The organism is Streptomyces sp. NPDC027672 (assembly GCF_055566335.1).
The window spans coordinates 74,690-101,170 of sequence record NZ_JBVHSO010000016.1; the positions used below are offsets into that span (position 1 = coordinate 74,690).

27 protein-coding genes, 2 tRNA genes and 1 other RNA gene are annotated in these 26,481 nt (G+C 74.1%); 19 read left to right on the forward strand and 11 right to left on the reverse strand.

Annotation, left to right across the window (positions count from 1 at the left end):
* Positions 1-101 precede the first annotated feature (101 nt).
* The 3 genes from purD to ffs form a co-directional block, all read right to left on the reverse strand.
* Positions 102-1,361, reverse strand: coding sequence for a phosphoribosylamine--glycine ligase (gene purD, locus ACZ4SV_RS31020; RefSeq protein WP_468008207.1), 1,260 nt, complete (start codon positions 1,359-1,361; stop codon positions 102-104).
* 122 nt (positions 1,362-1,483) lie between these two features.
* The gene (locus ACZ4SV_RS31025) at positions 1,484-3,826 is read right to left on the reverse strand and encodes a DNA polymerase III subunit gamma and tau (protein WP_468008209.1); all 2,343 of its coding nucleotides are present in this window, start codon (positions 3,824-3,826) and stop codon (positions 1,484-1,486) included.
* 53 nt (positions 3,827-3,879) lie between these two features.
* Positions 3,880-3,978, reverse strand: an RNA gene (ffs, locus tag ACZ4SV_RS31030) — signal recognition particle sRNA small type.
* 120 nt (positions 3,979-4,098) lie between these two features.
* On the opposite strand from ffs, the gene ACZ4SV_RS31035 reads away from it, so the two are divergent.
* Positions 4,099-4,186: transfer RNA gene (locus tag ACZ4SV_RS31035), tRNA-Ser, on the forward strand.
* 80 nt (positions 4,187-4,266) lie between these two features.
* On the opposite strand, the gene ACZ4SV_RS31040 is transcribed toward ACZ4SV_RS31035, so the two are convergent.
* The 5 genes from ACZ4SV_RS31040 to ACZ4SV_RS31060 form a co-directional block, all read right to left on the reverse strand.
* Positions 4,267-6,024: a copper resistance CopC/CopD family protein gene (locus tag ACZ4SV_RS31040; RefSeq protein WP_468008380.1), complete on the reverse strand. Its 1,758-nt coding sequence runs from the start codon at positions 6,022-6,024 to the stop codon at positions 4,267-4,269.
* Between the two features lie 261 nt (positions 6,025-6,285).
* Entirely contained in the window at positions 6,286-7,059 is a 774-nt protein-coding gene (locus tag ACZ4SV_RS31045; protein WP_397936713.1) for an SDR family NAD(P)-dependent oxidoreductase, read from the reverse strand.
* The gene (locus ACZ4SV_RS31050) at positions 7,056-7,532 is read right to left on the reverse strand and encodes a cupin domain-containing protein (RefSeq protein ID WP_397936712.1); all 477 of its coding nucleotides are present in this window, start codon (positions 7,530-7,532) and stop codon (positions 7,056-7,058) included. Before ACZ4SV_RS31050 ends, ACZ4SV_RS31045 begins: the two co-directional genes overlap by 4 nt.
* Positions 7,529-8,116 (reverse strand): GNAT family N-acetyltransferase, encoded by a 588-nt coding sequence (locus ACZ4SV_RS31055; RefSeq protein WP_468008212.1) that lies wholly within the window; start codon positions 8,114-8,116, stop codon positions 7,529-7,531. The genes ACZ4SV_RS31050 and ACZ4SV_RS31055 overlap by 4 nt, the downstream gene beginning before the upstream one ends.
* On the reverse strand, positions 8,113-10,242 hold the full coding sequence (locus ACZ4SV_RS31060; protein WP_468008216.1) for a penicillin acylase family protein: 2,130 nt from the start codon (positions 10,240-10,242) through the stop codon (positions 8,113-8,115). The genes ACZ4SV_RS31055 and ACZ4SV_RS31060 overlap by 4 nt, the downstream gene beginning before the upstream one ends.
* Positions 10,243-10,319: 77 nt before the next feature.
* Here ACZ4SV_RS31060 and ACZ4SV_RS31065 point away from each other — a divergent pair, with 77 nt between their 5' ends.
* The 5 genes from ACZ4SV_RS31065 to ACZ4SV_RS31085 all read left to right on the forward strand — a co-directional run bounded on the left by ACZ4SV_RS31065 (position 10,320) and on the right by ACZ4SV_RS31085 (position 13,411).
* Positions 10,320-11,042: a siderophore-interacting protein gene (locus tag ACZ4SV_RS31065; RefSeq protein WP_468008218.1), complete on the forward strand. Its 723-nt coding sequence runs from the start codon at positions 10,320-10,322 to the stop codon at positions 11,040-11,042.
* Between the two features lie 405 nt (positions 11,043-11,447).
* The gene (locus ACZ4SV_RS31070) at positions 11,448-12,047 is read left to right on the forward strand and encodes an HhH-GPD-type base excision DNA repair protein (protein WP_397936709.1); all 600 of its coding nucleotides are present in this window, start codon (positions 11,448-11,450) and stop codon (positions 12,045-12,047) included.
* A gap of 70 nt (positions 12,048-12,117) precedes the next feature.
* Positions 12,118-12,813 carry an HdeD family acid-resistance protein gene (locus ACZ4SV_RS31075; protein ID WP_468008221.1) on the forward strand — a complete coding sequence of 232 codons (696 nt, stop codon included), beginning with the start codon at positions 12,118-12,120 and terminating at the stop codon, positions 12,811-12,813.
* A 94-nt stretch (positions 12,814-12,907) separates the two neighbouring features.
* Positions 12,908-13,231 (forward strand): hypothetical protein, encoded by a 324-nt coding sequence (locus tag ACZ4SV_RS31080; protein ID WP_468008223.1) that lies wholly within the window; start codon positions 12,908-12,910, stop codon positions 13,229-13,231.
* A gap of 54 nt (positions 13,232-13,285) precedes the next feature.
* On the forward strand, positions 13,286-13,411 hold the full coding sequence (locus ACZ4SV_RS31085; RefSeq protein ID WP_365874128.1) for a hypothetical protein: 126 nt from the start codon (positions 13,286-13,288) through the stop codon (positions 13,409-13,411).
* 21 nt (positions 13,412-13,432) lie between these two features.
* On the opposite strand, the gene ACZ4SV_RS31090 is transcribed toward ACZ4SV_RS31085, so the two are convergent.
* Positions 13,433-14,998: a helicase HerA-like domain-containing protein gene (locus ACZ4SV_RS31090; protein WP_468008225.1), complete on the reverse strand. Its 1,566-nt coding sequence runs from the start codon at positions 14,996-14,998 to the stop codon at positions 13,433-13,435.
* Positions 14,999-15,111: 113 nt separating this feature from the next.
* Here ACZ4SV_RS31090 and ACZ4SV_RS31095 point away from each other — a divergent pair, with 113 nt between their 5' ends.
* A complete protein-coding gene (locus tag ACZ4SV_RS31095) occupies positions 15,112-15,408 on the forward strand; it encodes a type II toxin-antitoxin system VapB family antitoxin (RefSeq protein ID WP_004943146.1) in 297 nt (98 codons plus the stop codon).
* A gap of 97 nt (positions 15,409-15,505) precedes the next feature.
* The gene (locus ACZ4SV_RS31100) at positions 15,506-16,132 is read left to right on the forward strand and encodes a LytR C-terminal domain-containing protein (RefSeq protein ID WP_468008227.1); all 627 of its coding nucleotides are present in this window, start codon (positions 15,506-15,508) and stop codon (positions 16,130-16,132) included.
* A 34-nt stretch (positions 16,133-16,166) separates the two neighbouring features.
* Here the strand turns inward: ACZ4SV_RS31100 and upp are convergent, their stop codons facing one another.
* Positions 16,167-16,802, reverse strand: a complete 636-nt coding sequence (upp, locus tag ACZ4SV_RS31105) for a uracil phosphoribosyltransferase (protein WP_365874134.1) — start codon at positions 16,800-16,802, stop codon at positions 16,167-16,169.
* A 95-nt stretch (positions 16,803-16,897) separates the two neighbouring features.
* Between upp and ACZ4SV_RS31110 the strand changes: the two genes are divergently transcribed.
* The 8 genes from ACZ4SV_RS31110 to ACZ4SV_RS31145 all read left to right on the forward strand — a co-directional run bounded on the left by ACZ4SV_RS31110 (position 16,898) and on the right by ACZ4SV_RS31145 (position 21,646).
* Complete coding sequence (locus tag ACZ4SV_RS31110; protein ID WP_365874168.1) at positions 16,898-17,077, forward strand: hypothetical protein; 180 nt, start codon at positions 16,898-16,900, stop codon at positions 17,075-17,077.
* A gap of 295 nt (positions 17,078-17,372) precedes the next feature.
* Positions 17,373-17,909, forward strand: coding sequence for a tRNA adenosine deaminase-associated protein (locus tag ACZ4SV_RS31115; protein ID WP_365874164.1), 537 nt, complete (start codon positions 17,373-17,375; stop codon positions 17,907-17,909).
* 59 nt (positions 17,910-17,968) lie between these two features.
* A complete protein-coding gene (gene tadA / locus ACZ4SV_RS31120; RefSeq protein WP_468008385.1) occupies positions 17,969-18,433 on the forward strand; it encodes a tRNA adenosine(34) deaminase TadA in 465 nt (154 codons plus the stop codon).
* Positions 18,434-18,600: 167 nt separating this feature from the next.
* A tRNA-Ser gene (locus tag ACZ4SV_RS31125) sits at positions 18,601-18,685 on the forward strand.
* A gap of 154 nt (positions 18,686-18,839) precedes the next feature.
* The gene (locus tag ACZ4SV_RS31130) at positions 18,840-19,019 is read left to right on the forward strand and encodes a hypothetical protein (RefSeq protein WP_365874138.1); all 180 of its coding nucleotides are present in this window, start codon (positions 18,840-18,842) and stop codon (positions 19,017-19,019) included.
* Between the two features lie 10 nt (positions 19,020-19,029).
* On the forward strand, positions 19,030-19,323 hold the full coding sequence (locus ACZ4SV_RS31135; RefSeq protein ID WP_397945853.1) for a Dabb family protein: 294 nt from the start codon (positions 19,030-19,032) through the stop codon (positions 19,321-19,323).
* 175 nt (positions 19,324-19,498) lie between these two features.
* Complete coding sequence (locus ACZ4SV_RS31140) at positions 19,499-20,335, forward strand: RNA polymerase sigma factor SigF (protein ID WP_468008387.1); 837 nt, start codon at positions 19,499-19,501, stop codon at positions 20,333-20,335.
* Between the two features lie 369 nt (positions 20,336-20,704).
* On the forward strand, positions 20,705-21,646 hold the full coding sequence (locus tag ACZ4SV_RS31145; RefSeq protein WP_468008232.1) for an RNA polymerase sigma factor SigF: 942 nt from the start codon (positions 20,705-20,707) through the stop codon (positions 21,644-21,646).
* A gap of 429 nt (positions 21,647-22,075) precedes the next feature.
* On the opposite strand, the gene ACZ4SV_RS31150 is transcribed toward ACZ4SV_RS31145, so the two are convergent.
* The gene (locus ACZ4SV_RS31150) at positions 22,076-22,270 is read right to left on the reverse strand and encodes a hypothetical protein (protein ID WP_365874144.1); all 195 of its coding nucleotides are present in this window, start codon (positions 22,268-22,270) and stop codon (positions 22,076-22,078) included.
* 205 nt (positions 22,271-22,475) lie between these two features.
* On the opposite strand from ACZ4SV_RS31150, the gene ACZ4SV_RS31155 reads away from it, so the two are divergent.
* From ACZ4SV_RS31155 to ACZ4SV_RS31165, 3 genes are all read left to right on the forward strand, one after another.
* Complete coding sequence (locus ACZ4SV_RS31155; protein ID WP_365874146.1) at positions 22,476-22,970, forward strand: MarR family winged helix-turn-helix transcriptional regulator; 495 nt, start codon at positions 22,476-22,478, stop codon at positions 22,968-22,970.
* Between the two features lie 85 nt (positions 22,971-23,055).
* On the forward strand, positions 23,056-25,512 hold the full coding sequence (locus tag ACZ4SV_RS31160) for an MFS transporter (protein ID WP_468008390.1): 2,457 nt from the start codon (positions 23,056-23,058) through the stop codon (positions 25,510-25,512).
* Between the two features lie 103 nt (positions 25,513-25,615).
* Entirely contained in the window at positions 25,616-26,437 is an 822-nt protein-coding gene (locus ACZ4SV_RS31165) for a YceI family protein (protein WP_468008234.1), read from the forward strand.
* The last annotated feature ends 44 nt before the right edge of the window (positions 26,438-26,481 follow it).

A 26,481-nucleotide genomic window follows, 5' to 3' on the forward strand; every position in this document is an offset into this window, starting at 1 on the left:
GAATGGCTTTGGTCAGAGCTGGGTGACGCACAGCAAAGATCAGGCCCCGGATCGTGGATCCGGGGCCTGGATGACGTAAGCGCAGGTCAGACGGCTGGGGCTCAGGCGCCCGCGGACTGCGCCACCTTCGCCGCGATGTCGGTGCGGTGCTGCGAGCCGTCCAGGCCGATCCGGCCCACGGCCCGGTACGCCCGCTCGCGCGCCTCGGTCAGGTCCCGGCCGGTGGCCGTCACGGACAGCACGCGTCCGCCGGCGCTGACGACCGCGTCGCCGTCCCGCCGGGTGCCGGCGTGCAGGACGTACGCGTGCGGGGCGTCCTCGGCGGCCACCGCGTCCAGGCCGGTGATCGGGTCGCCGGTGCGCGGGGTGTCCGGGTAGTTGTGCGAGGCGACGACGACGGTGACGGCCGCGTCCTCGCTCCAGCGCAGCGGCGGCAGGTCGGCGAGGTGCCCGGTGGCGGCGGCCATCAGGACGCCGGCCAGCGGGGTCCGCAGGCGGGCCAGCACGACCTGGGTCTCCGGGTCGCCGAAGCGGGCGTTGAATTCGATGACCCGGACCCCGCGCGAGGTGATCGCCAGACCGGCGTAGAGCAGCCCGGAGAAGGGCGTGCCCCGGCGGCGCATCTCGTCCACCGTCGGCTGGAGCACGGTCTGCAGCACCTCGTCGACCAGCTTCGGGTCGGCCCACGGCAGCGGCGAGTACGCGCCCATGCCGCCGGTGTTCGGGCCCTCGTCGCCGTCCAGGGCGCGCTTGAAGTCCTGGGCGGGCTGGAGCGGGACGACCGTCTCGCCGTCGGTGACGGCGAACAGGGACACCTCCGGGCCGTCGAGGAACTCCTCGATCACCACCCGGTCGCACCCGGCGGCGTGCGCCTTGGCCACTTCGATGTCCGGGGTGACGACGACGCCCTTGCCGGCGGCGAGCCCGTCGTCCTTGACGACGTACGGGGCGCCGAAGGCGTCGAGGGCCTCGGCGACCTCCTCGGGCGTGGTGCAGACGTACGAGCGGGCGGTCGGCACGGCCGCCGCGGCCATGACGTCCTTGGCGAAGGCCTTGGAGCCCTCGATCCGGGCGGCCTCGCCGGAGGGACCGAACACCGGGATGCCGGCCGCCCGGACGGCGTCGGACACGCCGGCGACCAGCGGGGCCTCCGGGCCGACGACGACCAGCTCGGCACCGAGGCCGGTGGCCAGCTCGGCGACCGCGGCGCCGTCGAGCGCGTCGACCCGGTGCAGCTCGGCCACCTCGGCGATCCCGGCGTTGCCGGGGGCGCAGTGCAGCGCGGTGACGTCGGGGTCGAGGGACAGGGAGCGGCACAGGGCGTGTTCGCGGGCGCCGCTTCCGATGACAAGGACCTTCACGGGGGTCAGCCTACTGGCAAGGCCACCGAAGCCCGGGGCCCGGGTTTCTCGGAGCTTCCTCCAAAACCGGCCCGTGCGGGGCGGCCGGGAGGCCGGACCGGGCGGCAGCCCCCGGCCGCCGGCTACTCGTTGGAGACCTCTTCCACCACCGTCGCTCCCAGCTCGCGCACGATCAGTTCGTGGCCGGACAGGGCCGACTCGTCCAGGTCCGGATCGTCGTCCTCGGGGATGTCGTCCTCGGGCGCGACGGGCGGCGGCTCGGGCGCGGCCGGCCGGGACGCCGGCGCGGGCCCGGCCGGAGCGCTGTGCCGGGGTGCGGCGGGCGCCTGGGGGGCCGGCTGGGGCGCCGCCGGGCGGGGGGCGGCCGGGGCGCCGTAGCCACCGCCGGGGGCACTGCCGTAGCCGCCGGCGGACGCGCCGCCGTAGCCGGACGTGCCGCCCGGGGCCTGCGGGGCGGAGCCGCCGCCGGACGGGTCGAGCACCGCCTCGATCTTCCACTGCACGTGGAACTGCTCGGCCAGCGCCTGCCGCAGCACGTCCTCGCTGCCGCTGCTCGCGAAGTTGTCACGGGCGCCGGCGTTGACGAAGCCGAGCTGGAGGGTCGTGCCGTCGAAGCCGGTCACCTGCGCGTTCTGGCTGAGCAGGATCCAGGTGAAGCGGCGGCGGTTCTTGACGGCCTCCAGGATGTTCGGCCAGAGCGCGCGGGGGTCGAGACCACCGGCGGGAGCGGCCGGGGCGGGCGCCGGGGCCTGGGCCGCGGGCGCGGAGGCGGGCACGGCCCGGCCGGGCTGCTGGGCCGGCTGCTGGGCCGGCTGCTGGGCCGGCTGCTGGGCCGGCTGCTGCTGGGCCGGACGGCCGGGGCCCTCGCCCGGCCGCCCGCCGGCCGTGGGCCAGCCACCGGGCCGCCGGCCGCCACCGGCGGACGCGGCGGTGGGCCAGGCGCCGGGGGCGGGAGCGGAGGCGGCCGGGGACTGAGCCGCGGGAGCGGGGGCGGGAGCGGGAGCCGGGGCGGGGGCGGCCGGGGCGGACGGAGGCACCGGCGCGGGGGCGGGAGCGGGAGCGGAGGCAGCCGGGGGCTGAGCCGCGGGAGCGGGGGCCGGGGCGGCCGGAGCACCCTGGACCGCCGGATCACCCGTGGCACCCGGAGCACCCGGGCCCCGGACGGCCGCACGGACCGCCGCGGGCCCGCCACCGGTCGGCACGGAGAGCGCGCCGGCACCGGCCCCCGGTGCCACGGCCGCGGCGGCGTGCGCCTCGGGACCGGGCACGTACCCCATGGCCGGCACGGCACCGCCGCCCGAGAAGGCGACGCCCCGCTCCAGGCGGTCGAGCCGGGCCATCAGGGCACGCTCGTCGCCGTAGGCGGCCGGGAGCAGGACGCGGGCGCAGATCAGTTCGAGCTGGAGGCGGGGCGAGGTGGCGCCGCGCATCTCCGTCAGGCCCTCGTTGACCAGGTCGGCGGCGCGGCTCAGCTCGGCGGCGCCGAAGGTCTCGGCCTGGGCCTGCATCCGCTCCAGCACGTCGGCCGGGGCGTCGAGGAGGCCCTTCTCCACGGCGTCCGGCACGGCGGCGAGGATGACGAGGTCCCGCAGCCGCTCCAGCAGGTCGGCGACGAAGCGGCGCGGGTCGTTGCCCCCCTCGATGACGCGGTCGACGACCTCGAAGGCGGCGGCGCCGTCACCGGTGGCGAACGCCTCCACGACGGAGTCGAGCAGGGAGCCGTCCGTGTAACCGAGGAGGGAGGTCGCCATGGCGTACGTCACACCGTCCTCGCCGGCGCCGGCGAGGAGCTGGTCCATGACGGACATGGAGTCACGCACGGAACCCGCGCCGGCGCGCACGACGAGCGGCAGGACGCCCTCCGCGACCGGGATGTCCTCCTGCCCGCACACCTGGGCGAGGTAGTCACGCAGCGTCCCGGGGGGCACGAGCCGGAACGGGTAGTGGTGGGTCCGCGACCGGATGGTGCCGATGACCTTCTCGGGCTCGGTGGTCGCGAAGATGAACTTCAGATGCTCCGGCGGCTCTTCGACGACCTTCAGCAGGGCGTTGAAACCGGCCGACGTGACCATGTGGGCCTCGTCGATGATGTAGATCTTGTACCGGCTGCCCGCGGGGCCGAAGAACGCCTTTTCGCGCAGGTCACGGGCGTCGTCCACACCACCGTGCGAGGCCGCGTCGATCTCGATGACGTCGATCGAGCCGGGCCCGTTCCGCGCGAGGTCGCGGCACGACTGGCACTCCCCGCAGGGGGTCGGCGTGGGACCTTGCTCACAGTTCAGACAGCGGGCCAGGATGCGCGCGCTGGTCGTCTTGCCACATCCGCGCGGCCCGCTGAACAGGTACGCGTGATTGACCCGGTTGTTCCGCAGCGCCTGCTGCAGCGGGTCGGTGACATGCTCCTGCCCGATGACCTCGGCAAAGGTCTCCGGGCGATAGCGGCGGTACAGCGCGAGAGACGACACGCATACGAGGTTAATGGCGCCCACTGACAAGCGGCTCCGCCCGTGGCTCCGGGAACGCAAGCGCCCCCCACGCACCCGCCAGAGCCGACTTACCCTTGCTGCCTTCCGGCCCTGGGGGAGTTCAGTCAGATAGCGCCGCGTGAGGGGCTGTGCTCCACAGTACCCGATGGCGGCCCCCGGTCCGAACCCGCCGTCCCCCGCGACCCCACCCGGGGACGGCCTGCGGGAACGGGGGACGCGAGCACCCTCCTCGGTCATGTAATGTTTGCGGCGGAGGATTCGCCTAGAGGCCTAGGGCGCACGCTTGGAAAGCGTGTTGGGGGCAACCCCTCACGAGTTCGAATCTCGTATCCTCCGCCAGTGCCTCACCGGGCACGATGTCGAAGGGCCCCACCGCTTGCGGTGGGGCCCTTCGTCGTTGTCCGTGTTCCGGGGGCGGATCAGTGGTTCGGCACTTGCAGGGGGGCCGATGCCGTTGCCTGGTCCACCTCCGAGACGCGGACCGTCGCCTTCAGCGTCCAGGTGCCGGAGGACGGGAGGACGAAGGCGTCGACGGCCCAGTAGCCGCCGCGGTCGGTGAGGCGGGTGTCCAGCGGGCCCACGCGCCGGGCCGGGAGCGTGAGGGTGACCCGGAGTTCGGGGACCGCGGCGAGGCCGCCGTCGGGGCCGTAGACCACCGCCTGGACGGAGTTCTCGCCCACCCGGCCGGGATCCAGGGTGATCTGCACCCTGCCGTGGCCGCCGGGGGCGCCGGTGTCGAAGGGGAGGGTGGTGACGGACGCCGTGGGAAGGCCCGCCGGTGCCGGGACGGGCGGTGCGGACCGCGTCGCCGTACGGCCGGGCGCGGTGCCGGTGAGCAGGGTGGTCAGGGCGAGGACCAGGACGGCGGCCGTCGTCTCGGCCAGGACCGAGCGGCGCAGGAGGTGCGGGGCCACCGGTCCCCGTGCGGCCCGGCGCGTCCAGGTGCGGGAGCAGGCCGCCGCGAGCAGGAGCGCGGTGACGGCCGCCAGCTTGGCCAGCAGGGTGCGGCCGTACGCCGTGTCCGTCAGCGCCTGCCAGGAACCGAGGCCCCGCCAGGACTGGTAGACGCCGGTCAGGGCCAGGACGGTCACCGAGACCGTGGCCAGCCGGGAGAAGCGCTCCGGGACCGAGGCGGGCAGGCCGCCGGCCGGGGCGCGGCGCAGCGTCCGCAGGAGGGCCGCCAGGCCGCCCAGCCAGGCCGCCGTGGCCAGCAGGTGCAGGGTGGCGGAGACCAGCGCCGCCGGGACCTGGATGCCCGCCGCCGCGTGGTCGGACGCGGTCCAGGTCAGGGACAGGGCGAGGGCCAGCACGGCGGTCGTCACGAGGGTCGCGCGGCGCGGCGGCCGGATGCGGCGCCGGCGCAGCAGGGCCGCGCAGCCCGCCGCCAGGAGCAGCAGCGCCAGCCGGGCCAGGAGCAGCAGACCGGGGCGGGTCGTCGCCGTGTGGGCGAGGGCGGAGAGGCTGAGCGCGGTCGCCGGGGAGGTGCCTTCCTCGTACGGCGCCCGCAGCAGGTACCCGGCGGTCGTGGCGGCGCCCAGCGTGACCGCGCCGGTCAGGGCGAGGGGGCGCAGCCGGGCCGACGCGGGCGGGCGGCAGTAGGCCGTGAACGCGGCGGTGCCCAGCAGCAGGGCCAGGGAGAGGTAGGCGAGATAGCGCGCGATGGTGTGCAGGGCGGTGGTGGCGCGGTTCTCCGTACGGTCCGGGAGCGGGGCCGGTGCCGCCGTCCGTTCGCCCACCGAGAAGGTGAGGGCGCCGGACACCGGGTGGCTGTCGGCCGACACCACCCGCCAGGCCACCGTGTACGTGCCGGTGGCCAGCCCGCCGGGCAGGGTGACCCGCGCGGTGTCGGAGCGGCCGGGGGCGTGGCCGGCGGGACCGGTGCGGACCCGGTGGTTGCCGGGGTCGTAGACCCGGAAGGAGCCGGCCGGCAGGCCGACCGGCTCGGTGAAGACGAGGGTGATCCGGCGGGGCGCGGTGCGCAGGACGCTTCCGTCGGCCGGGTCGGCCCCGCGCAGCACGGTGTGCGCCGAGGCCGGGGCCGCCGTCCCGAGGACCAGCCCCAGGAGCAGAACGGGCAGCACGGGCAGCAGGGCGAGGACCGTACGGGGACGCGGGACAGAGCGCGGGCCCGGGACCGGCACCGGTAGCCGGACCAGGGCCAAGCCCCACACCAGCATCAGGCGCCGAAACAGGACCAGACGCCGGACCAAGGCCAGACCCCGCGGCAGCGTCAGGCGCCGGACCAGCGACAGCCCCCCGAGCAGCACCCGCCCCCGCAGCTCAGCCAGGCCCGTGCACGTAGCCCTCGTGTGCCGGGGCGAGCCCTGGTGTCGTCGTCTGCCCCGGTGTCCCTCGCGCAGCACCCTCCGCCTCCGTCCCCTCCGCCCGTGCTCCGTGACAGGGCCCCGGTATACGTACGGGGGAAGCGGGCCGCGCGCTCACCAGGCCGGGCGGGCCGTCACTCCGCCGTCCACCACCAGGTCGTGGCCGGTGATCCAGGACGCCAGCGGAGAGGCGAGGAAGACGCAGGCGTCGGCCACGTCCTCGGGGCGGCCCAGGCGGCCGGCCGGGGCGGCGGCGAGCCAGCGCCGTACGCCGTCCGGCCAGGACGCGGCCAGTCCGGGCCGGTCGATCAGGCCGGGCGAGACCGTGTTGACGCGGATGCCGTCGGGGCCGTACTCCAGGGCGGCCGCGCGGGCGTGCACGACCACCGCCGCCTTGGCCGCGCCGTAGTGGGCGTGGCCGGGGGCCGGGTGGCCGGCCTCGATGGAGGCGATATGGGTGATGGTGCCGCCGCCCTGGGCGCGCAGGACGGCGGCGGCCGCCTGGGTGCAGGCGAAGACGCTGGTCAGGTTGGTGTCGACGACCCCGCGCCAGTCGTCCGCGGTCATGCCGGGGAGCGGCTGGACCGGCTGGACGGCCGCGTTGTTGACGAGTGCGGTGAGCCGGCCGGCCGACCAGTGCGCCGCTTCCTCGACCAGGCGCCGGCAGGCGGCCTCGTCCGTCAGGTCGGCCTGGAGCACGGTCGCCCGGCCGCCCGCCGCCCGGATGCGGCGCGCCGTGTCGGTGGCGTCGGCGAGGGCCGTACGGCAGTGCAGGGCCACCGCGGCGCCGTGCTCGGCGAAGCGCAGGGCGAGGGCGCGGCCGATGCCGCCGCCCGCGCCGGTCACCAGGGCGGTCTGTCCGTCGAGCAGGGGCGCGGGGGGTGTCATGGGCGGCAGAGTTCCGTGATCAGGGCGGCCTCGGCCGGGTAACGCGCCGTCAGCTCGGCCGGGTCGCCGTGTTCGTAGTCCGCGTAGGTGAACCCGGGGGCCATCGTGCAGCCGAAGAACGTCCACGCGCCGCCCGCCGCCACCCGCGCGCCCATCCAGGTGCGGGCCGGCACGGTCAGCTGGAGGTGCTGGCCGGCGCGCAGGTCCGGGCCGAGGACGGGGCGGCGGGTGGTGCCGTCGGGGGCGAGGAGCAGCAGGTGGAGCGGGTCGCCGAGGTGGAAGTGCCAGACCTCGGCGAAGGGCAGGCGGTGCAGGGCGGAGTAGTCGCCGGCGGTGAGCAGCACGACGATGGCCGAGCCCTCGGGACGGCCGTCCGGTCGCTCGGGCCCGGCCCAGGTGCGCCGGAACAGGCCGCCTTCGCGGGGCAGGGGTTCGAGGCCGTAGTGCGCGGTCAGCTCTTCGGGCGTCGTCACCCGGGGAAGGCTACCGCCCGGTCCAGGAACGCGAGTTGGGCGTGCTTCTCGGGCAGGTGGACGTCGGGCAGGACGACCTCGGGCAGGACGACGGCGGGGCCGCGCTCGAAGCCCTGGCGTTCGAAGCGCTCGATCGCCTTGGTGTTGCGCACGTCCGGGTCGATCACGATCCGGCGGCGGTCCAGGACCAGCAGCGTGTACGTCGTCAACGCCCGCAGCAGGGCGGACGTCCAGCCGGGACGCCGGCCGCCGGGGCCGGCGGGGGCGAGCAGGAGGTGGACGCCGAGGTCGCCGGGGCGGACGTCGTAGCACTCCCCGACCCGGTCGGCGGACGGCTCGTACGTCTGGAGGAGCGCGGCCGGTTCGCCGTCCTTGGTGACCAGGTAGGCGTGGTGGGTGTCGAGGGTGGCCAGGTGGGCGTAGACCTCGGCGACCCGGGCCCGGCCGAGGCCGTTCATGCCCCAGAACGCGGCGCGTTCGTCGCTTACCCAGGCGTGGAGCACCTCCGCGTCGGCCTCGGGGTCGACGGGGCGGACGCGGACGGTGCCGTAGCCGTCGATGTGCTGGACGTGCAGATCGGTCATCGGTCTTCCTCGAGGTGTTCGTCGGTGGCCGGCTCGGGGGTGAGCAGTGCCCAGTCGGTGACCACGGGGGCCAGTTCGCCCGTCAGCCACAGCGGGAGCTGGTCGCGGTGGTGGGGGCTGCCGGGGACGCCGTCGGCGCCGAAGGGCACCACCCAGCGGCTGTCGTCGCGGTCGGCCAGGTCCCAGACGTAGCGGGCGGCCGGGCCGCGGACGGCGCGGTCGGTGTGGCCGGGGACGGCCGAGGTGCACAGCACGCAGTCGTGGTCGCCGCCGAGCCCGGGTTCGGCGGAGTCCGGGTACGGCCCGTCCGGCAGCGCCCGCCAGGGAGCCAGGCGGTGGGTGGCGGCCCAGGGACGGGCAAGCGCGGCGGCGGCGGTCTCCTCCAGGGCATCGCGTACGACGGCCGTGCGGTCGATGCCGTACAGGTCCTCGGTGCTCAGCAGGTGTTCGAGGGCGTAGGCGATACGCGGGACGAGGGCGAGCCAGGGCCGCAGGACGTCCGGGTAGGCCGGGGGTTCGGCGAGCGGGGCGAGGACCGGGTGCGCGGCGAGCCGGCGTACGACCGCGCCGCGCACCGCCGCGTACGCCGCCGCGTCGGTGCTGCCGGCGTCCATGTGGCGGTCCCAGGCGAGCAGGCGGCCGCGCAGGGCCGCGGCGGCGGGGGTGAGGCCGGTGAGGGCGGCGAGCCGGTCCAGCAGGGGCGCGGCGGAGGCGAGGTGGGTGTCGGTGTGGATCGCGGCCATGGCGTCGGCGGTCCAGGCGCGGCGGGCGGTGAGCAGCGCGCGGATCCGGGCGGCGCGGTGGGGCGGGGCGAACTCGACGCCGAGCGGGGTGGCCGGGCCGTGGGTGTTGGCCATCACCGCGATGCCGTCGGTGAGTCCGCCGTACGGCATCTCGTGCGTGCCGTGCCAGTCGTGGCCGGGCTCCCAGGCGGGGACCGGGTGGCGGCGGTTGGCCTCGGCGCGCCGCGGGACCCGGCCGGCGACGCGGTGCAGGGTGCCGCCGGCGGTGTCGGCGGCCTGGACGACGTTGACCGGCTCGGCCCAGGCGTCCAGGGCCCGGTCGACGTCGGCGACGGTGCGGGCGCGCAGGAGCGGGAGGAGGGCGCCGAAGCCGAGGTCTTCGGTGACGCGGGGCGGGTAGCGCAGGGCGAGCGCCTCGGTCGCGCCGTCCTGTCCGGGCGTACCGCCCGTGCCGTCCAGTCCCTCCGGGCCGCCCGCGATCACCGGTCCCCGGGCCGTCTCGAGGAGTTCGATGCCGAGGGACGGCTCGCCCGCGATGTGGACGGTCTCCGTGTGGCGGGCGGCGCGGTGCCAGGCGCCGTCCGGGCCGAGGGCCTCGACGCCCGCGCCGGTGCGGCGCAGCCGTTCCCGGTAGAGGTCCTGGTAGTCGGCCATGGCGTTGGTGATGGCCCAGGCCACGGTGCCGGTGTGGCCGAAGTGCGGAATGCCGGGCACGCCGGGCACCGCCAGGCCGAGCACGTCGAACTCGGGGCAGGACAGGCGGATCTGCTGGTAGACGCCGGGGTCCTCGATGACGCGGTGCGGGTCGCCGGCGAGGAGCGCGTGCCCGGTGGCGGTGCGCTCGCCGGTGAGCAGCCAGCCGTTGCTGCCCGCCGTGCCGGGCCCGTCGGTGGCGAACAGGCCGACGGCCTCCGGTCCGAGGTGCCGTGTCGCCTGCTCGCGCCAGAGCTTGGCCGGGAACCCGGCGAAGAGGATGTGCGTGCCGAGCCAGACGCCGAGCGGTGTCCAGGGCTGCCAGCGGCCCGGGGCCAGCCGGGTGCGGGCGAACTCGGGGGCGCGGCGGGCGCCGGCGGCCAGCCCGTCGTTGACGCCGTCGGCGTACGCCCGTACCCAGTCCGCCGTCCGCGGGTCCCGGCGCTCCAGCGCGGCGAAGCAGCGGCGGGCGGTGTCGGCGAGCCGGGCCCGGCGGGCGAACACGTCCCAGGACAGGGCGCCGGCGCCGAGGAAGGAGGCGGAGGTGCCCTGGAGGCGGTGCCGTTCGACCTCGAGCTGCCAGGCCCGGTCGCGGGCGGTGACCAGGCCCTGGGCGCGGGCGAGTTCCCGGGCGTCGGACGCGCGCAGATGGGGGACGCCCCAGGCATCGCGGTAGATCTCGATGGCCACCAGGACTCCCTCGATCTTTAGGTTAGCCTTGCCTAAGTTTTTCTGTGGCGGAATCGTACGCGAACGGTGGAGGGGTCATGGGGCAGGGGCGGGGCTGGGAGGGCGCGGTGCTGAAACTGCTGCGCGCCAAGGACTTCATGCTGACCGTCCTCGACACCGAGGACGTGACCCCGCGCTACCGCCGGCTGCGGCTGTCCGACGGCGGGCTGCTCGCCGCGGCCGGCGTCCACCCGACGATGTGGGTACGGCTGTGGTTCTCCGACCACGGCCGGCCGCACCAGCGGGCCTACACCCTGGTCGACCCCGACCCGGCCGCCGGCACCTTCGCCCTGGAGTTCGCCCTGCACGAGGGCGTGGCCTCCGACTGGGCCCGGACCGCACGGCCCGGCGACACCATCGAGGCCACCGTCCAGGGCACCGGCTTCCAGCACCCGGACCCGGCGCCCTCCCACGTCCTCGCGATCGGCGACCCGGCCTCGCTGCCCGCGCTCAACTCCCTCCTCGGCGCCCTGGCTCCGGCCCCGGCCACCGTCTGGTTCGAGGGCGAACCGGCGGGACTGCCCTGCCGGACGGAGCCCGGCCGGCACGAGATACGGTCCGTTCCGCGCCGGGACGCGGGCGCCCACCTGGTGGCACGGGTCCGCGCCGAGCTGCCCGCCGTCCTCGCCGGCACCCCGCGGCCCTACGTCTGGATCGCCTGCGACACGGCGACCACCCGCACCCTCGCCGCCTACGTCCGCAAGGACCTGGGCGTGCCGAAGCAGCGGGTGCACGCACTGGGCTACTGGCGCGCGGACTGAACGAACGGACGGCTCAGGGGCGGGACGCGGGCGCTGGGCGAGCGGATGGCCCGCCGGTGCACCGTGCCCGGACGGCGGGCGGGCGGCTTCCCGGCGGAGCGAGCGCGGCGCCGGACGCACGACTCCCCACTGCACCGAGCACGGGTGCCGGGGCGGACTGACGGCTCTCCCTCCGCGCCACGCCCGTATGGCAGGCGGGCGGACGACTCACCGGCGGAGCGAGCGCGGGCGGACGGCTCTCCGCCGCACCACGCCCGGGCGCCGGACGGTCCCGCCCGGCGACGCGGGGACGGCGCGGGGCGACCGGAGAGACAGGAAAGGGCGACCGGAGAGGGCGGCGCGGGAACCGCGCAGGTGACGCGGGGACCGCGCGCGTCGTGGCCGGGCGCGCGGGATCATCGGCCCATGGACGTCACCCTGCACCTCGCCCAGGACCCCGCGGCCGACGCGCTGCTCGGGCGCTCCCCGCTCGCCGCGCTGACCGGGATGCTGCTGGACCAGCAGATCCCGATGGAGTGGGCGTTCAAGGGCCCCCGGACCATCGCCGACCGGCTCGGCACCGAGGACCTGGACGCCCACGAGATCGCCGCGACGGACCCGGAGGCCTTCGCCGCGCTGCTCGCCGAGAAGCCCGCGGTGCACCGCTACCCGGGGTCGATGGCCAAGCGCGTCCAGCAGCTCTGCCAGTACCTCGTCGAGCACTACGACGGGGACGCGGAGGCGGTCTGGCGGGACGCCTCCAGCGGGGCCGAGCTGCTGCGCCGGCTGGAGGAGCTGCCGGGGTTCGGCAGGCAGAAGGCGCAGATCTTCCTGGCCCTGCTCGGCAAGCGGCTCGGGGTCGCGCCGGCCGGCTGGCGGGAGGCCGCCGGTGCCTACGGCGAGCCGGACACCTTCCGGTCCGTCGCCGACATCACCGGCCCGGAGTCCCTGGCCAAGGTGCGTGCCTTCAAGCAGCAGACGAAGGCAGCGAAGAAGAAGGAGAACGAGAAGGGGAAGGAGAAGTAGCAGCGCGGGCGTGTCACCCGTACGGCCCACTCCGGTGGCTCCCGCCGGGCCGCCGCGCCCAGCATGGAGCATGACCGAGGCACCGAGCGGCGGCCCGCACGGGAACCGCGAGTACGACGACCGGCACACCCACGCGGCCGACCCGCACCAGGGGCACCCGACGACGGAACGGGCGCGCGGGCACCCGGAACCGGAACCGCCGTTCGAGGGCCCGCTGCACACCCTGTCCCGGGCCGCCTGGCAGGTCGTCCTGCTCACCGGGCTGGGCTCCCTGGTGCTCGGCGTGCTGGTGCTGGTCTGGCCGGGCGCCTCGCTGCTCGCCGTCGGCGTGCTGTTCGGGCTCTATCTCCTCTACAGCGGCGTCTTACAGCTCGTGGCGGCCTTCGGCACGCACCAGACGACCTCGCTGCGCGTGCTCGCCTTCATCAGCGGCGCGCTGTCGATCCTGCTCGGCCTGCTCTGCTTCCGCGGGCCCATGCAGTCGATCCTGCTGCTCGGGCTGTGGATCGGCATCGGCTGGCTGTTCCGCGGGATCACCCAGACCGTGGCCGCCGTGCACGACCCCCGCACGCCCGCACGCGGTCGGCAGATCTTCCTCGGGGTGCTCACCCTCATCGCCGGGATCGTGCTCATCGACTCGCCGTTCGAGTCGGTCGCGGTGCTGACCCTCGTCGGCGGAATCTGGCTGCTCGCGGTGGGCATCGTGGAGATCGTCACGGCGCTCGGGATCCGCGGCCGGGCCCGCCGGGTGCCGCGCACCGTCTGACCGGCCGTCAACTCGGGCCGCTCGCATACACCCGAACGGATGGTTCTCCGGCGTGGCGTGCGGCCCGTCCCGTCCGGGCGGGGAAACAACGACCATGAGCAGGAGCAGCACCCGCGCGTTCCCCGGCCGCCGCCGGCTGCGGATCCTCGTGCTGCTGCTCGTCCTGTGGGTGCCCGGCGCCACCGTACCGGCGCCCGATCTCGTGGACTTCCCGGTGGTCGCGGAGAGCGCCGAGCACGACGTACCCGGCACGGTGCCGCGGCCGCCGGACCGCCCGGCCCAGCGGGCGGGCGTACCCGAGCGCCCCGCGCTGCCGCCCGGTCCGGCGCCCGCCCGGCCGGCGGTCCGCCCGCGCCCCGGCCCGCTCCGGGCGCCGTACCCCGCGTGCCTGCCGCGCACGGTGGTCCTGCGCTGCTGACCGCCCCGCCGTACCCACCAGGCCGGTCGGTTCGACGCGAGGAGCAGCACAGCCATGACCACAGATCCGTACGCCGTCCTGCGCGCCCTGCTGCGCGCGGAGGCCCGGCGCGCCCCGGCGCCCGGGCCGGACCAGCGCACTTCCCCGCCGCAGCGGCCACCCGAGGACCGGGACCGCTGAGCGGACCCCGGCGGGGGCGGCCTACCGCCTCCGCCGGGCCGTACCGAACAGCGAGCGGGTGATCTCCCGGCCGAGCTGTCTGCCGACCGAGCGGGCCAGGGACTTGAACGCGCCGCTCTGCACCACCTGTTCGACCAGCGACGGCTCCTCCTCGGGCGCCTTCCGGCGCCCCCGGGCCGGGGCCGGGGCCGCCCGCGGCGGTCGCGCGCTCAGCTTCTCGAACGCCGACTCCCGGTCCACAGCCTGTGCATAACGTGCGTGGAGCGCGGAACCCCGGACGGCCTCGTCCAGCGCGGCGGCGTCCACCGGGCCCATCAAGGACTCCGGCGCGCGCAGCCGGACGGCGGCGACGGGGGTCGGGGCGCCGCCCTCGCCGAGCACGGTCACCACGGCCTCGCCGGTGCCCAGGCCGGTGAGCAGTTCCGCCAGGTCGTAGCCCGACCGCGGGAAGGTCCGCACGGTCGCCCGCAGGGCCTTGTCGTCGTCCGGGGTGAAGGCGCGCAGCGCGTGCTGGACGCGGTTGCCGAGCTGGGCGAGGACATCGCCGGGCACGTCCTTCGGGGTCTGGGTGACGAAGAAGACGCCGATGCCCTTGGAGCGGATCAGCCGGACGGTTCGGGTGACCGACTCCAGGAACGCCCGGGAGGCATCCTGGAACAGCAGGTGCGCCTCGTCGAAGAAGAAGACCAGCCTGGGCCGGTCGGGGTCGCCGATCTCGGGCAGGTCGTGGAAGAGGTCGGCGAGCAGCCACATCAGGAAGGTGGAGAACAGCAGCGGTCTGTCCTGCACGGCGGCGAGTTCCAGGACGGAGACGACGCCCCGGCCGTCCGGCGCCGTGCGCAGCAGGTCCGCCGTATCGAACTCCGGCTCGCCGAAGAAGTCCGCCATGCCCTGCGCCTCGAAGGCCGTCAGCGCCCGCAGGATCACCCCGGCCGTGGCGCCGGACAGCCCGCCGACGGTCCGCAGTTCAGGCCGGCCCTCGTCGGAGGCGAGGAAGGCGACCACCGCGCGCAGGTCCTTGAGGTCGATCAGCTCCAGGCCCCTGGTGTCGGCGTAGTGGAAGACCAGGCCGAGGGACTGCTCCTGGGTCTGGTTCAGCCGGAGCGCCTTGGCCAGCAGCACCGGGCCGAAACTGGTGACCGTGGCGCGGACCGGGATGCCGTGGCCGAGGCCGCCGAGCGCGTAGAACTCGGCCGGGAAGCCGGCCGGACGCCACTCCTGGCCGACCTCGGCGGCCCGCTCGCGCACCCGGTCGTCCGCCGTCCCGGGCCGCGCGATGCCGGACAGGTCGCCCTTGACGTCCGCGAGGAACACCGGGACGCCCCGCGCCGAGAGCTGCTCGGCGATCAACTGGAGCGTCTTGGTCTTGCCGGTGCCGGTGGCGCCCGCGACCAGGCCGTGCCGGTTGAGCACGGACAGCGGGACGCGGACCGGCGCGTCCGGGTGGCACCGCCCGTCCCACAGCAGGGCGCCGAGGTCCAGCGCGGGGCCGGTGAAGGCGTATCCGGAGGCGATCTGCCGGGCCGGGGCGGGCAGCGCGGCACCGGGCCCGGAGCCGGCGGGGGGCACGCTCTCGCTGTCACTCATCTCCGGCCCCTGTTCCCGTAGTAACCCCTATGCCCGGTTCATCCGTTCTTTTCAAGCGTCGCACTCGACCGCCATGGCTGCGCCCGGAACGTCTTGACCGGTAGGCTTTCCGTGTGATCTTCAAGCGCATCGGAAACGGCCGGCCGTACCCCGACCACGGCCGGGAGAGCACCCGGCAGTGGGCGGACGTCGCGCCGCGCCCGGTCCGCCTCGATCAGCTCGTCACCACCAAGCAGCAGCTCGACCTGGAGACCCTGCTCGCGGAGGACTCGACGTTCTACGGCGACCTCTTCGCGCACGTGGTGAAGTGGCAGGGCGACCTGTATCTGGAGGACGGACTGCACCGCGCGGTCCGCGCCGCCCTCCAGCAGCGCCAGGTGCTGCACGCGCGCGTGCTCGAACTGGACTGACCCGCACGACACGGCGGTTGGCCCTTTCGGGTTCCGCTGAACCCCATCGGCTGATCATCTGATAGGCATCGCCGCCCAGGCGCATTACGCTGCGCTCATGAGCATGCTGACTCCTCCGGGCATGGGCGGCCAGTACCGGATCACGGGGGGCAAGTACCCCCGTATGCGTCCGCCCCGCCGGCGCGGCAGGCTCGTGGCCGTCGCGGTGGCGTCCGTCGCCGTGCTCGGTCTGCTGGGCTGGGGCGTCCTCCAGCTCGTCGACGTCTTCACCGGCGGCACGAAGGCCACGGCGGCCGGCCGCACGGCCGACTGCCGGACCAAGGCCGCCGCGGCCCCGGCGGCCCGGACCGAGTCCCTGCCCGCGCCCGGCCGGATCACCGTGAACGTCTACAACGCCACGCCGCGCGCCGGGCTCGCCAAGAAGACCGCGGACGAGCTGAAGAAGCGCGGCTTCCGGATCGGCACCGTGGGCAACGCGCCGAAGCAGTACGACAAGAAGGTCAAGGCTCCCGGCCTCCTCCTCGGCTCCCCCGCCGCCCAGGACACCTCGCTGCGGGTGCTCGGCACCCAGCTCACCGGTGCCCTGACGCGCGCCGACGCGCGCCCCCGGGCCGATGTCGACCTGATCATCGGGGACGCCTTCAAGGGCCTGGCCGCGCGGCCGGCGGTCACGCGGACCCCCGCGTCCCCCGAACCCGCGCCGTCCGTGCGGAAGGGCTGCTGACCGGCGCCCGGAGAGCGCCGGTCACCCGCGCGGACTACTCCGCGGACCCGTACAGCCGGTCGCCCGCGTCCCCGAGCCCCGGGATGATGTACCCCAGCTCGTTCAGGTGGTCGTCCACGGCCGCGGTGACCACGGTGACCGGCGTCCCCGCCAGCTCCCGCTCCATCACCGCGACGCCCTCCGGCGCGGCGAGCAGCACCACGGCCGTCACGTCGTCCGCACCGCGCTGGATCAGCTCCCGGATCGCCGCGACCAGCGTGCCGCCCGTGGCCAGCATCGGGTCCAGCACGTACACCTGGCGGCCCGACAGGTCCTCCGGCATCCGCGAGGCGTACGTGGACGCCTGGAGCGTCTCCTCGTTGCGGATCATGCCGAGGAAGCCCACCTCGGCGGTCGGCAGCAGCCGGACCATGCCGTCCAGCATGCCGAGGCCGGCCCGCAGGATCGGCACCACCAGCGGGCGGGGGCGGGCCAGCTTCACGCCGGTGGTGCGGGCGACCGGTGTCTGGATGTCGACGGCCTCGGTCCGCACGTCCCGCGTCGCCTCGTAGGCGAGCAGGGTGACCAGTTCGTCGGCGAGCCGCCGGAAGGTCGCGGAGTCGGTGCGCTGGTCGCGCAGCGTGGTGAGCTTGTGAGCGACCAGGGGGTGGTCGACGACATGGAGACGCATGTCCCTAACGGTACCTGCGCCCCGGGACAGCCTCACTCTGGCGTGAAACCGGCCGTCCGGGGGAAAGTGGGAGGGACGGACTGGGGTGGTGTGACGTGTCTGACCTGCCTGACCTGCCCGACAACTACGAGAGCGCGGCCGAGCGCCGCCGGCGGCGCGCCCAGTTCCTGCGCGATCTCGCCGAGGCCCGGGAGCTGCGCGCCCGGGTGCAGCCCCGGCGCGCCAAGGCCGCCCGGCTGCGCCACGCGCTGCGTATGCGAACGTTCCGCTGGTAGCCGTACACGGCCCGGAAGTTCCTCGTACGTACCCGTGTTGGGGTGGTGGGGCGTGCGTGGCGGCGGCGGAAAACCCGCGTACGATCCGCAGGTGGCGGCAATGAGCAGGCCGCTGTCCCGATCGCGGACCAACGGTCGGGACAGCCGGACACAGGGAGCCGAAGACGTCCCCTGAACGCTTTGTTTCTGCCACGATTCCGAGTGGGTGGGGCTCGGAGCCCAGGCTCTCTCCGCCCACGTACCTCCGCCGGGGGGACCTCCAACCGGCACGCCTATGACCAGTGGGAGAGTCACGGTGTACTTCGCCGCACTGCTCGCGCGCACCGAAGACGGGTGGGAAGCGAGCGACACGGAGCTCGACGATGTGGAGACCCTGTCGGATCTGGCCGACCTGGCCCGGGAAGCCTCTCCCGACGAGGACACGGTGCTCGTCCTGATCGAGCACGAGGACGCCTGGTTCGGCGTCGTCCGCGTGGACGGCGAGGACGACCCTCGCATCTACGTCTCGGACGCCGCCGCCGCCAGCCGCAGCGCGTACGGGGAGCTGCTGCTCACCGACGAACTGCTCGGCCGGAAGCCCGGCGCGGACGACGGCCCGGACCTGGACGCCCTGGACCTCGACGGCACGGAGGACGGTGACGCCGAGGCCGTCGAGGACGACGAGGAGGAGACCGGCGGCGCCGACGCGGTGCCGCACGGCCCGGTGGGCGACAGCGGCGTCCTGGACGACCTCGGCATCAGCGAGAAGGAGCTGCGGGCCCTGGACGACGACGCGCTGAGCACGATCGCCGAGGCGCTGGGTGCCTCGGAGGTACTGGAGACCGTCCGCTGACCACGGCACGCGACCTCCAGGACACACCGGACCCGGTACGGGACCCCTGGCGGCCGGCGATACGGCTCGCCCTGGACCAGGCCGCCCTGGCCGTCCGGGGCGGGGACGTCCCCGTCGGCGCCGTCGTGCTGTCCCCGGACGGTACGACGGTGCTCGGCGCCGGGCACAACGAACGCGAGGCCACCGGTGATCCCACGGCCCACGCGGAGGTCCTCGCCCTCCGGCGGGCGGCGGCCGCGCTGCACACGGCGGCGGGCGGCGTCCCCGGCACGGGCGGCGCGTGGCGGCTGACCGGGTGCACGCTCGTCGTGACGCTGGAGCCGTGCACGATGTGCGCGGGCGCGCTGGTCCAGTCCCGGGTGGACCGGGTGGTCTACGGCGCCCGGGACGACAAGGCCGGCGCGGCCGGCTCCCTGTGGGACGTGGTCCGCGACCGGCGGCTCAACCACCGCCCGGAGGTGATCGAGGGCGTGCTCGCGGCGGAGTGCGCCCGGCTGCTCACGGACTTCTTCCGGAACCGCTGACGGGCCGCGCCGGTCCGCCGCCGTGGCGCTGACGGCCCGCGCCGGTCCGCCGTCGGCACCGCTGAGGGGCCGCCGCCGGGACCGTCGCCGGGCCGTCGGCGAGTCCCGCGTGGCGTCGGCGGCTATCGATTTCTAACCATGCCGCACTGTGCTGTAAGGTCTCCCTCGGTAGCGTGTCCGAGCGGCCGAAGGAGCTCGCCTCGAAAGCGAGTGTGGCGCAAGTCACCGAGGGTTCAAATCCCTCCGCTACCGCTCGCAGAGGGCCCCGCCGACGGCGGGGCCTTTCGCGTACGCCCGCCCGCAACCGCCGTGCCACGGCGTGCTGTTGACCGTGGGTGAGGCTCCGGAGGTTACACTCGCGCCCGGCAGCAGGGGCCCACGGGGCACTGGCACAGGGGAGGCCGTGGTGGCGGTGAACGCCAAGAAGATCGCCGTGTACGTGCTCGTGGTCTTCGCGCTGTACGTGATCATCACGGACCCGGCCAAGGCGGCCGACTACGTGCAGATAGGCTTCGAGGGCATATCGGACGCGGCGAAGGCCGTCGGCGACTTCATGACCTGGGCCGCCAACGGCGGAAAGAGCTGAGGTACATCCCATGATCCGCCATCTGGTCCTCTTCAAGCTCAACGAGGGCGTCGACCGCGACGACCCGCGGGTCACCGAGGGCGCGGAGGCCTTCCGGGCCCTCGGCGGGCAGATCGGGGAGCTGCGGTCCTGGGAGTGCGCCTGGAACATCAGCGAACGGCCCGACGCCTACGACTTCGCGATCAACTCGGCCGTCGAGGACGCCGGCGCGCTCAAGCGCTACGCGGAGCACCCGGCCCACCAGGCGGCCGTCGCGCGCTGGCGCGAGTTCGCCACCTGGGTGATCGCCGACTACGAGTTCTGAGCCCCGCGCTCCCCGCAGCCCCCCGCCGTTCCGGTGGGGGGCTTTCCTGTGCCCGATGCCCCAACTTGTCGATATTTGAGGACAACACGGCGTTATCGGGTGCTTGCACACGGTGCACATGTCTTGTGATGCTATGACCGCTTTTGACGGATGATTGACGGATGAAGAGGTGGCGTTGACCGTGTCGGCCAGTACTGCGCCGCCTCAGGACGAGGCGGCAGCCCCGACTCCGCCGGCCCCCGAGAAGCGCCGTGGTGCGGACACCCGCGCCCTGACCCAGGTGCTCTTCACCGAGCTGAAGGAACTCACCCCCGGCACGCCGGAGCACCACCGCGTGCGGGGGGCGCTGATCGAGGCGAACCTCCCGCTCGTACGCTACGCCGCCGCCCGCTTCCGCTCCCGCAACGAGCCGATGGAGGACGTCATCCAGGTCGGCACCATCGGCCTGATCAACGCCATCGACCGGTTCGACCCGGACCGGGGCGTGCAGTTCCCGACCTTCGCGATGCCCACCGTGGTCGGCGAGATCAAGCGCTACTTCCGGGACAACGTCCGCACGGTCCACGTGCCGCGCCGGCTGCACGAGCTGTGGGTCCAGGTCAACAGCGCGACCGAGGACCTGACCACGCTCTACGGCCGCTCGCCGACCACCGCCGAGATCGCCGAGCGGCTGCGGATCAGCGAGGAGGAGGTGCTCAGCTGCATCGAGGCGGGGCGCTCCTACCACGCCACCTCGCTGGAGGCCGCCCAGGAGGGCGACGGACTGCCCGGCCTGCTGGACCGCATCGGCTACGAGGACCCGGCCCTGGACGGCGTGGAACACCGCGACCTCGTCCGCCATCTGCTCGTCCAGCTCCCCGAGCGCGAACAGCGCATCCTGCTGCTGCGCTACTACAGCAACCTCACCCAGTCCCAGATCAGCGCGGAACTCGGCGTCTCCCAGATGCACGTCTCCCGGCTGCTCGCGCGCAGTTTCCAGCGGCTGCGCTCCGCGAACCGCATCGACGCGTAACCCGCGGACACTACGCGGAGTTCACCGGTGCCGGGCCCACGGCACGCCGGCGCCCGCCCGGTGCACAGCGGGCGCACGGAAGCACGGCGCGCACGGCGCTGCATCGCCTACCCGATCGGGTGGCGACCGGCACAAGCGCCTCGCTCACCAGGGCAGATGCCGGTGCTCCCGGTCCGAAACACCGTCAGGCCCCTGTCTCGTAGGGGGTATTCGGGTCTTGGGTGTCGACATGTCGGTACAGCGCGTTGCCGACATGTGACATTCTGCGGGAAGCGCGTTTGCCGGGGCTTCGGCACCGGTATTCAGGTGAAGGCTGCGTTGCTCCACGACGGCGCCGCCGCGACCGTCCCGCGACCCAAAGGGGGTGGCATGTCCGCAGACCAGGGCAGCTCGAAGGTGCTGACGCCCACGAAGAGCGAGGCAGCGCCCAAGCAGCTCGACGCTCTCGACGTCCTCGACGGCTTCGACGGCGTCACCGTCCTCGACGCCGTGCCGGCCCCGGCCGTCGGCCCGTCCGCCGAGGCGCTCCCGGCCCCGGAGGCCGCGGCGAACCTCGACACCCGCACGCTGTCCCGGTCCCTGTTCCTGCGCCTGGCCGCGCTGGAGGAGAACAGCCCCGAGCGGGCCTACGTCCGGGACACCCTGATCGAGCTGAACCTCCCGCTGGTCCGGTACGCGGCGGCGCGCTTCCGCTCCCGCAACGAGCCGATGGAGGACATCGTCCAGGTCGGCACCATCGGCCTGATCAAGGCGATCGACCGGTTCGACTGCGAGCGCGGGGTGGAGTTCCCGACCTTCGCGATGCCCACGGTGGTCGGCGAGATCAAGCGGTTCTTCCGCGACACCTCGTGGTCCGTGCGGGTCCCGCGCCGGCTCCAGGAGCTGCGGCTGGCCCTCACCAAGGCCAGCGACGAGCTGTCCCAGAAGCTGGACCGCTCGCCCACGGTGACGGAGCTGGCCGCCGTGCTCGGCGTCTCCGAGGAGGACGTGGTCGACGGCCTCGCGGTCGGCAACGCCTACACCGCCTCCTCGCTGGACTCGCCGGCCCCGGAGGACGACGGCGGCGAGGGCTCGCTCGCCGACCGGCTCGGCTACGAGGACGCGGCGCTGGAGGGCGTGGAGTACCGCGAGTCCCTCAAGCCCCTGCTGGCCAAACTCCCGCCGCGCGAGCGCCGGATCATCATGCTGCGCTTCTTCGCGAACATGACCCAGTCGCAGATCGGTGACGAGGTCGGCATCTCCCAGATGCACGTCTCCCGGCTGCTGACCCGGACCCTGGCCCAGCTCCGCGACGGCCTGATCTCCGACTGAGGCACCGGGACCGTTTCCCGCGCGCGGCTTCGTAGCCGTACGGCGTGATCCCACGCAGGGCCGCCGGGGCGCCTTCGGGCGCTCCGGCGGCCGTCGCCGTCCTGGGCGGCGTGGTGACCGTTTGCGTGGGTCGGGCCGGACGGTGACGGCACCCGGACGGTGACGGCACGCGGTCGGCAGGGGCCGGTCGGTCGGTACGTGCGGCGGGAGAGCCGCGCGCCACATCAGCGCGCGCCGGTCCGGCTGATGTCAACGCACGCCCACGATCCGGCGGTTGGCCCGCCGCCACGAGCCCGTGCCGCGCCGCCGCCACGAGTCCCTACCGCGCCGGCGTCTCGACGCCGGCGCTTAGCGACCCACGATTCGACACCGGTGATGCGCCGCCGGCGAGGCGGCACCGACGCCTCGTCGCCGGTGCCGGCCGGTCGTCTACTTCAGCGCGAGCCAGGCGACGCCGGCCACCACGGCGAGCGCCACGATGACACCGATGATCAGCCCGACCCGGGGACCGGACGGAGCCGCCTGCTGCTGCCGCCCCTGAGGAGCCTCGTCGACGAACGCGCGGAACATCTGGGTGCTGCCGGCGGGGTCGTAATTGCCCTGGGGGCCCTGGGTGTTAGCCATGCCCCGAGACCCTAGCGAATCCAGCCGACCGGCCCAAGTGCGGGGCCACCGGGACAGACGGGGGCACGTCACCCGCACTCACCTGCATATTTACGTTCGCAACACTTGCCTTTGCCAACTTTTTGCGCGCCCGCCTCCGAGCTTGTTTGCCTTCAGCAACCAAACAGTCGTATGGTTGCCCCAAGCAACGAATACGGGAGGTGTGATGGCCGAGCGGGCGCAGTTTGAAGAGCTGGCGCGTCAGCTCAGTGCCGTCGGAGCCGTGAAACGGGACATGGAGCGGATCCTTCCGCCCGACTGCCCGGCCGGCTCGGCTGCCGTGCTGACCCTGCTCGGCCGTCACGGCGACATGCGCATGAGCAAGCTGGCGGAACTGCTCGCCGTCGACATGTCGGTCACCAGCCGCCATGTCGCGCACGTCGCCGCGTACGGCTGGATCGAGCGGCTGCCGGACCCCGCGGACAAGCGTTCGCGCATCCTGCGGCTGACACCGGAGGGAATGGAGCAGCTCGACGAGCTGTCCCGCCGGAGCACACACCTGCTGGCCGAGCGGCTGGCGGACTGGTCCGACGAGGAGGTCGGCCAGCTGATCCGGCTGATGACGCGGCTGCGTACGTCCTTCGGTGACTGCCGGTCCGCCCCGGTCCGCATCCCCGCCCCCGTAGTCGAAGAGACCACCCGTACACCCGCAAGCACGTAAGAAAAGGAAGCCCATGGCAACGACCACACCAGCCGGTGTGCGGGCTCACGCCAAGCACGGGGGAGGCTCCCACGGCGACGCGCCCATGACGCACCGGCAGATCATGGAGGCCCTCTCCGGGCTGCTGCTCGGCATGTTCGTGGCGATCCTGTCGTCCACGATCGTCTCCAACGCCCTGCCCCACATCATCGGGGACCTCGGCGGCGGCCAGTCCGCCTACACCTGGGTGGTCACCGCCGCCCTGCTGTCGATGACCGCGGCCACTCCCCTGTGGGGCAAGCTGGCCGACCTGTACAGCAAGAAGGCTCTCGTCCAGATAGCCCTGATCATCTACGTGGTCGCCTCGATGGCGGCCGGGCTGTCGCAGAACCCCGGCATGCTCATCACCTTCCGGGTGTTCCAGGGCATCGGCGTCGGCGGTCTGTCCGCCCTGGCGCAGATCGTCATGGCGGCGATGATCTCCCCGCGTGAGCGCGGCCGTTACTCCGGCTACCTCGGTGCCACCTTCGCCGTCGCCACCGTCGGCGGCCCGCTGCTCGGCGGTGTCATCACCGACACCTCCTGGCTGGGCTGGCGCTGGTGCTTCTACGTCGGCGTGCCCTTCGCGATCATCGCGCTGATCGTGCTGCAGAAGACCCTGCACCTGCCCGTGGTCAAGCGCGAGGTCAAGGTCGACTGGGGCGGCGCGACGCTGATCGCCGCCGCCGTCTCCCTGCTGCTGGTCTGGGTCACCTTCGCCGGTGACAAGTACGACTGGCTGTCCTGGCAGACCTGCGCGATGGTCGGCGGCTCGATCGTCCTGGGCGCGCTGTTCGTGCTCGTGGAGTCCAAGGCGAGCGAGCCGATCATCCCGCTGCGCCTGTTCCGCAACCGCACGATCACGCTGGCGTCGCTCGCCTCGCTGTTCGTCGGTATCGCGATGTTCTCCGGCACCGTGTTCTTCAGCCAGTACTTCCAGCTGGCCCGCGACAAGTCCCCGACGATGTCGGGCGTCATGACCATCCCGATGATCGGCGGTCTGTTCGTCTCCTCGACCGTCTCGGGTCAGTTCATCACCCGCACCGGCCGCTGGAAGGCGTGGCTGGTCAGCGGTGGCGTGCTGGTCACGGCCGGCCTGCTGCTGCTCGGCGGCATCCGGTACGACACGGACTACTGGAAGATGGCCATCTTCATGGCGCTGCTGGGTCTCGGCATCGGCATGATGATGCAGAACCTGGTGCTCGCCACGCAGAACCAGGTGGCGCCCTCCGACCTCGGCTCGGCCAGCTCCACGGTCACCTTCTTCCGCTCGCTCGGCGGTGCGGTCGGCGTCTCGGCGCTCGGTGCCGTGATGTCCCGCCGGATCACCCACTACGTCGAGGACGGCGTCTCCGCGCTCAGCCCCAAGTACCAGGCCGCCCTGTCCGGCAGCTCGGGCTCGACCGACAGCATCCCGGACATGAACGCCCTCCCGGCGCCCATCCGGACGCTGATGGAGAGCGCCTACGGCCACGGCATCGCCGACGTCTTCCTGATCGCCGGCTGCCTCGCCGCCGTCGCCTTCCTGATCACGCTCTTCATCAAGGAGGTCCCCCTGAGGACGCAGGGCGCGCTCGCGCAGTCCGCCGAGACCACCGCCCCGGCCCAGGCCGAGGCCCCGGCCGCCGCCCAGGCCGCCGCAGCCCCGGCTCCGGTCCCGGCCGCGGTCGCCGTGACCAGCCCGGCCGACGGCACCGCCGTGGAGACCCGGCCGATGACGGCCGTCGCCACGGTCGCCGAACCCGGCGCCGGCGCCGGTGACGGCGGCACCCCGGTGCACGGCTTCGTCCGCGGCGCCGAGAGCGCCCCGGTCCCGCAGGCCGCGGTCACGCTGATCTCGCTCTCCGGCCGCCAGCTCGGCCGCTCGGTCGCCCAGGCCGACGGTTCCTACGCGCTCGCCGCGCCGGGCACCGGGTCGTACGTCCTGATCGCCTCCGCCGACGGCTACCAGCCGCAGGCCTCCACCGTCGTGGTGGGCGAGGAACCGCTGTCGTACGACATCCTGCTCAGCGGCACCAGCGGGCTGACCGGTGTGGTCCGGGCCGCCGGGAGCGCGCTGCCGGTCAAGGACGCCATGGTGATCGTCACCGATGTGCGCGGTGACCTGCTGGCCACCGCCGCCACCGGCGAGCAGGGCGACTTCGCCCTCACCGAGCTGGTGCCGGGCACGGTGACCGTCGCGGTCAACGCCAGCGGCTACCGGCCGCGCGCCCTGCCGGTCGAGGTCGGCGCCACCGGCGTCACCCGCGTCGAGGTCGACCTGGACGCCGGCGCCCGGCTCCAGGGTGTCGTCCGGGCCCCGCACGGTCCGCTGGCCGACGCCCGGGTGACCCTGGTCGACCAGGCCGGCAACGTGGTCGGCAGCGCCACCACCGGGTCGGACGGGGCGTACGCCTTCACCGACCTGGACGGCGGCGAGTACACCGTCATCGCGACCGGCTACCCGCCGGTGGCCACCGCGCTGACCGTGACCGGCCCCGGCGTGGACGGCCACGACATCGAACTCGCCCACCCCGGCGAGTAGCCACACCCCGGCCCGTGGCGGCGCGCGCCCTGAGCGGAGGGCGCGCCCGCCACGGGCCGGTCTCATACGACCACTTTTTAAGCCTTTTCAGGGAGAAAACGGGATGGGACTGACCGCGAAGATCCGTACGCGGGACGGGTGGGCCGTGTCGCACGCGGTCGTCACGGTGACGGACATGACCGGTTCGCAGGTGCTGCGCGCCGAGACGGACGCCGAGGGGGCCGTACGGGACACCACCGAGCTGGCCCCGGGGGCGTACACCGTGATCGTGACCGCCATCGGATACGCGCCGGCCGCGTCCAGCGCCATCGTCACCGCCAGCGGCCGGGCCGAGGTCGGCACGGTCACGCTGGCCCGGCAGGGCGGCACCGAGCTGCCGCCGCCCGGCCCCTGGACCATCGACCCGGTGCACTCCTCCGTCGCCGCGGTCGCCCAGCACCTGGGCATCTCCAGCGTGCACGGCCGGTTCACGGAGTTCGGCGGCACGATCGAGATCGCGCCCGACGACATCGCCAAGTCACGGGTGGAGGCGGTGATCCGGGCGGCGTCCATCGACACCGGCAACGGCATGCGCGACACGCACCTGCGCTCGGCGGACTTCCTGGACGTCGAACGCCACGCGGAGATCACCTACCGCTCCACGGACCTGACCCAGGCCGGCCCCGACCGCTGGACCGTGCGCGGCGAGCTGTCCCTGCACGGTGTCGTACGGCCGGTCGACCTGGACCTCGCCTACCTCGGCACCGGCGCCGACCCGTGGGGCGGCACCCGCGCCGCGTTCCGGGCCACCGCCGAACTGCGCCGCGAGGACTTCGCGATGAACTACAACCAGGTCCTCCAGGCGGGCATCGCCGCCATCGGCACCACGCTGAAGGTGGAGCTGGACATCCAGGCGGTGCAGGGCGACTCGCTGCCCCAGGCGTAGGCACAGCAGGGTCAGCCACGAGCGGGCCGGTTGCCCCTAGGGTG

Coding starts and splice junctions, on each gene's coding strand:
- ACZ4SV_RS31150 (WP_365874144.1), bottom strand. CDS start 22,270: ATGGCTAACACCCAGGGCCCCCAGGGCAATTACGACCCCGCCGGCAGC.
- ACZ4SV_RS31165 (WP_468008234.1), top strand. CDS start 25,616: ATGGGACTGACCGCGAAGATCCGTACGCGGGACGGGTGGGCCGTGTCG.
- ACZ4SV_RS31155 (WP_365874146.1), top strand. CDS start 22,476: ATGGCCGAGCGGGCGCAGTTTGAAGAGCTGGCGCGTCAGCTCAGTGCC.
- ACZ4SV_RS31080 (WP_468008223.1), top strand. CDS start 12,908: ATGAGCAGGAGCAGCACCCGCGCGTTCCCCGGCCGCCGCCGGCTGCGG.
- ACZ4SV_RS31100 (WP_468008227.1), top strand. CDS start 15,506: ATGAGCATGCTGACTCCTCCGGGCATGGGCGGCCAGTACCGGATCACG.
- ACZ4SV_RS31145 (WP_468008232.1), top strand. CDS start 20,705: ATGTCCGCAGACCAGGGCAGCTCGAAGGTGCTGACGCCCACGAAGAGC.
- ACZ4SV_RS31090 (WP_468008225.1), bottom strand. CDS start 14,998: ATGAGTGACAGCGAGAGCGTGCCCCCCGCCGGCTCCGGGCCCGGTGCC.
- ACZ4SV_RS31040 (WP_468008380.1), bottom strand. CDS start 6,024: ATGCTGGTGTGGGGCTTGGCCCTGGTCCGGCTACCGGTGCCGGTCCCG.
- ACZ4SV_RS31135 (WP_397945853.1), top strand. CDS start 19,030: ATGATCCGCCATCTGGTCCTCTTCAAGCTCAACGAGGGCGTCGACCGC.
- ACZ4SV_RS31055 (WP_468008212.1), bottom strand. CDS start 8,116: ATGACCGATCTGCACGTCCAGCACATCGACGGCTACGGCACCGTCCGC.
- ACZ4SV_RS31070 (WP_397936709.1), top strand. CDS start 11,448: ATGGACGTCACCCTGCACCTCGCCCAGGACCCCGCGGCCGACGCGCTG.
- ACZ4SV_RS31065 (WP_468008218.1), top strand. CDS start 10,320: ATGGGGCAGGGGCGGGGCTGGGAGGGCGCGGTGCTGAAACTGCTGCGC.
- ACZ4SV_RS31045 (WP_397936713.1), bottom strand. CDS start 7,059: ATGACACCCCCCGCGCCCCTGCTCGACGGACAGACCGCCCTGGTGACC.
- ACZ4SV_RS31160 (WP_468008390.1), top strand. CDS start 23,056: ATGACGCACCGGCAGATCATGGAGGCCCTCTCCGGGCTGCTGCTCGGC.
- ACZ4SV_RS31075 (WP_468008221.1), top strand. CDS start 12,118: ATGACCGAGGCACCGAGCGGCGGCCCGCACGGGAACCGCGAGTACGAC.
- upp (WP_365874134.1), bottom strand. CDS start 16,802: ATGCGTCTCCATGTCGTCGACCACCCCCTGGTCGCTCACAAGCTCACC.
- ACZ4SV_RS31085 (WP_365874128.1), top strand. CDS start 13,286: ATGACCACAGATCCGTACGCCGTCCTGCGCGCCCTGCTGCGCGCGGAG.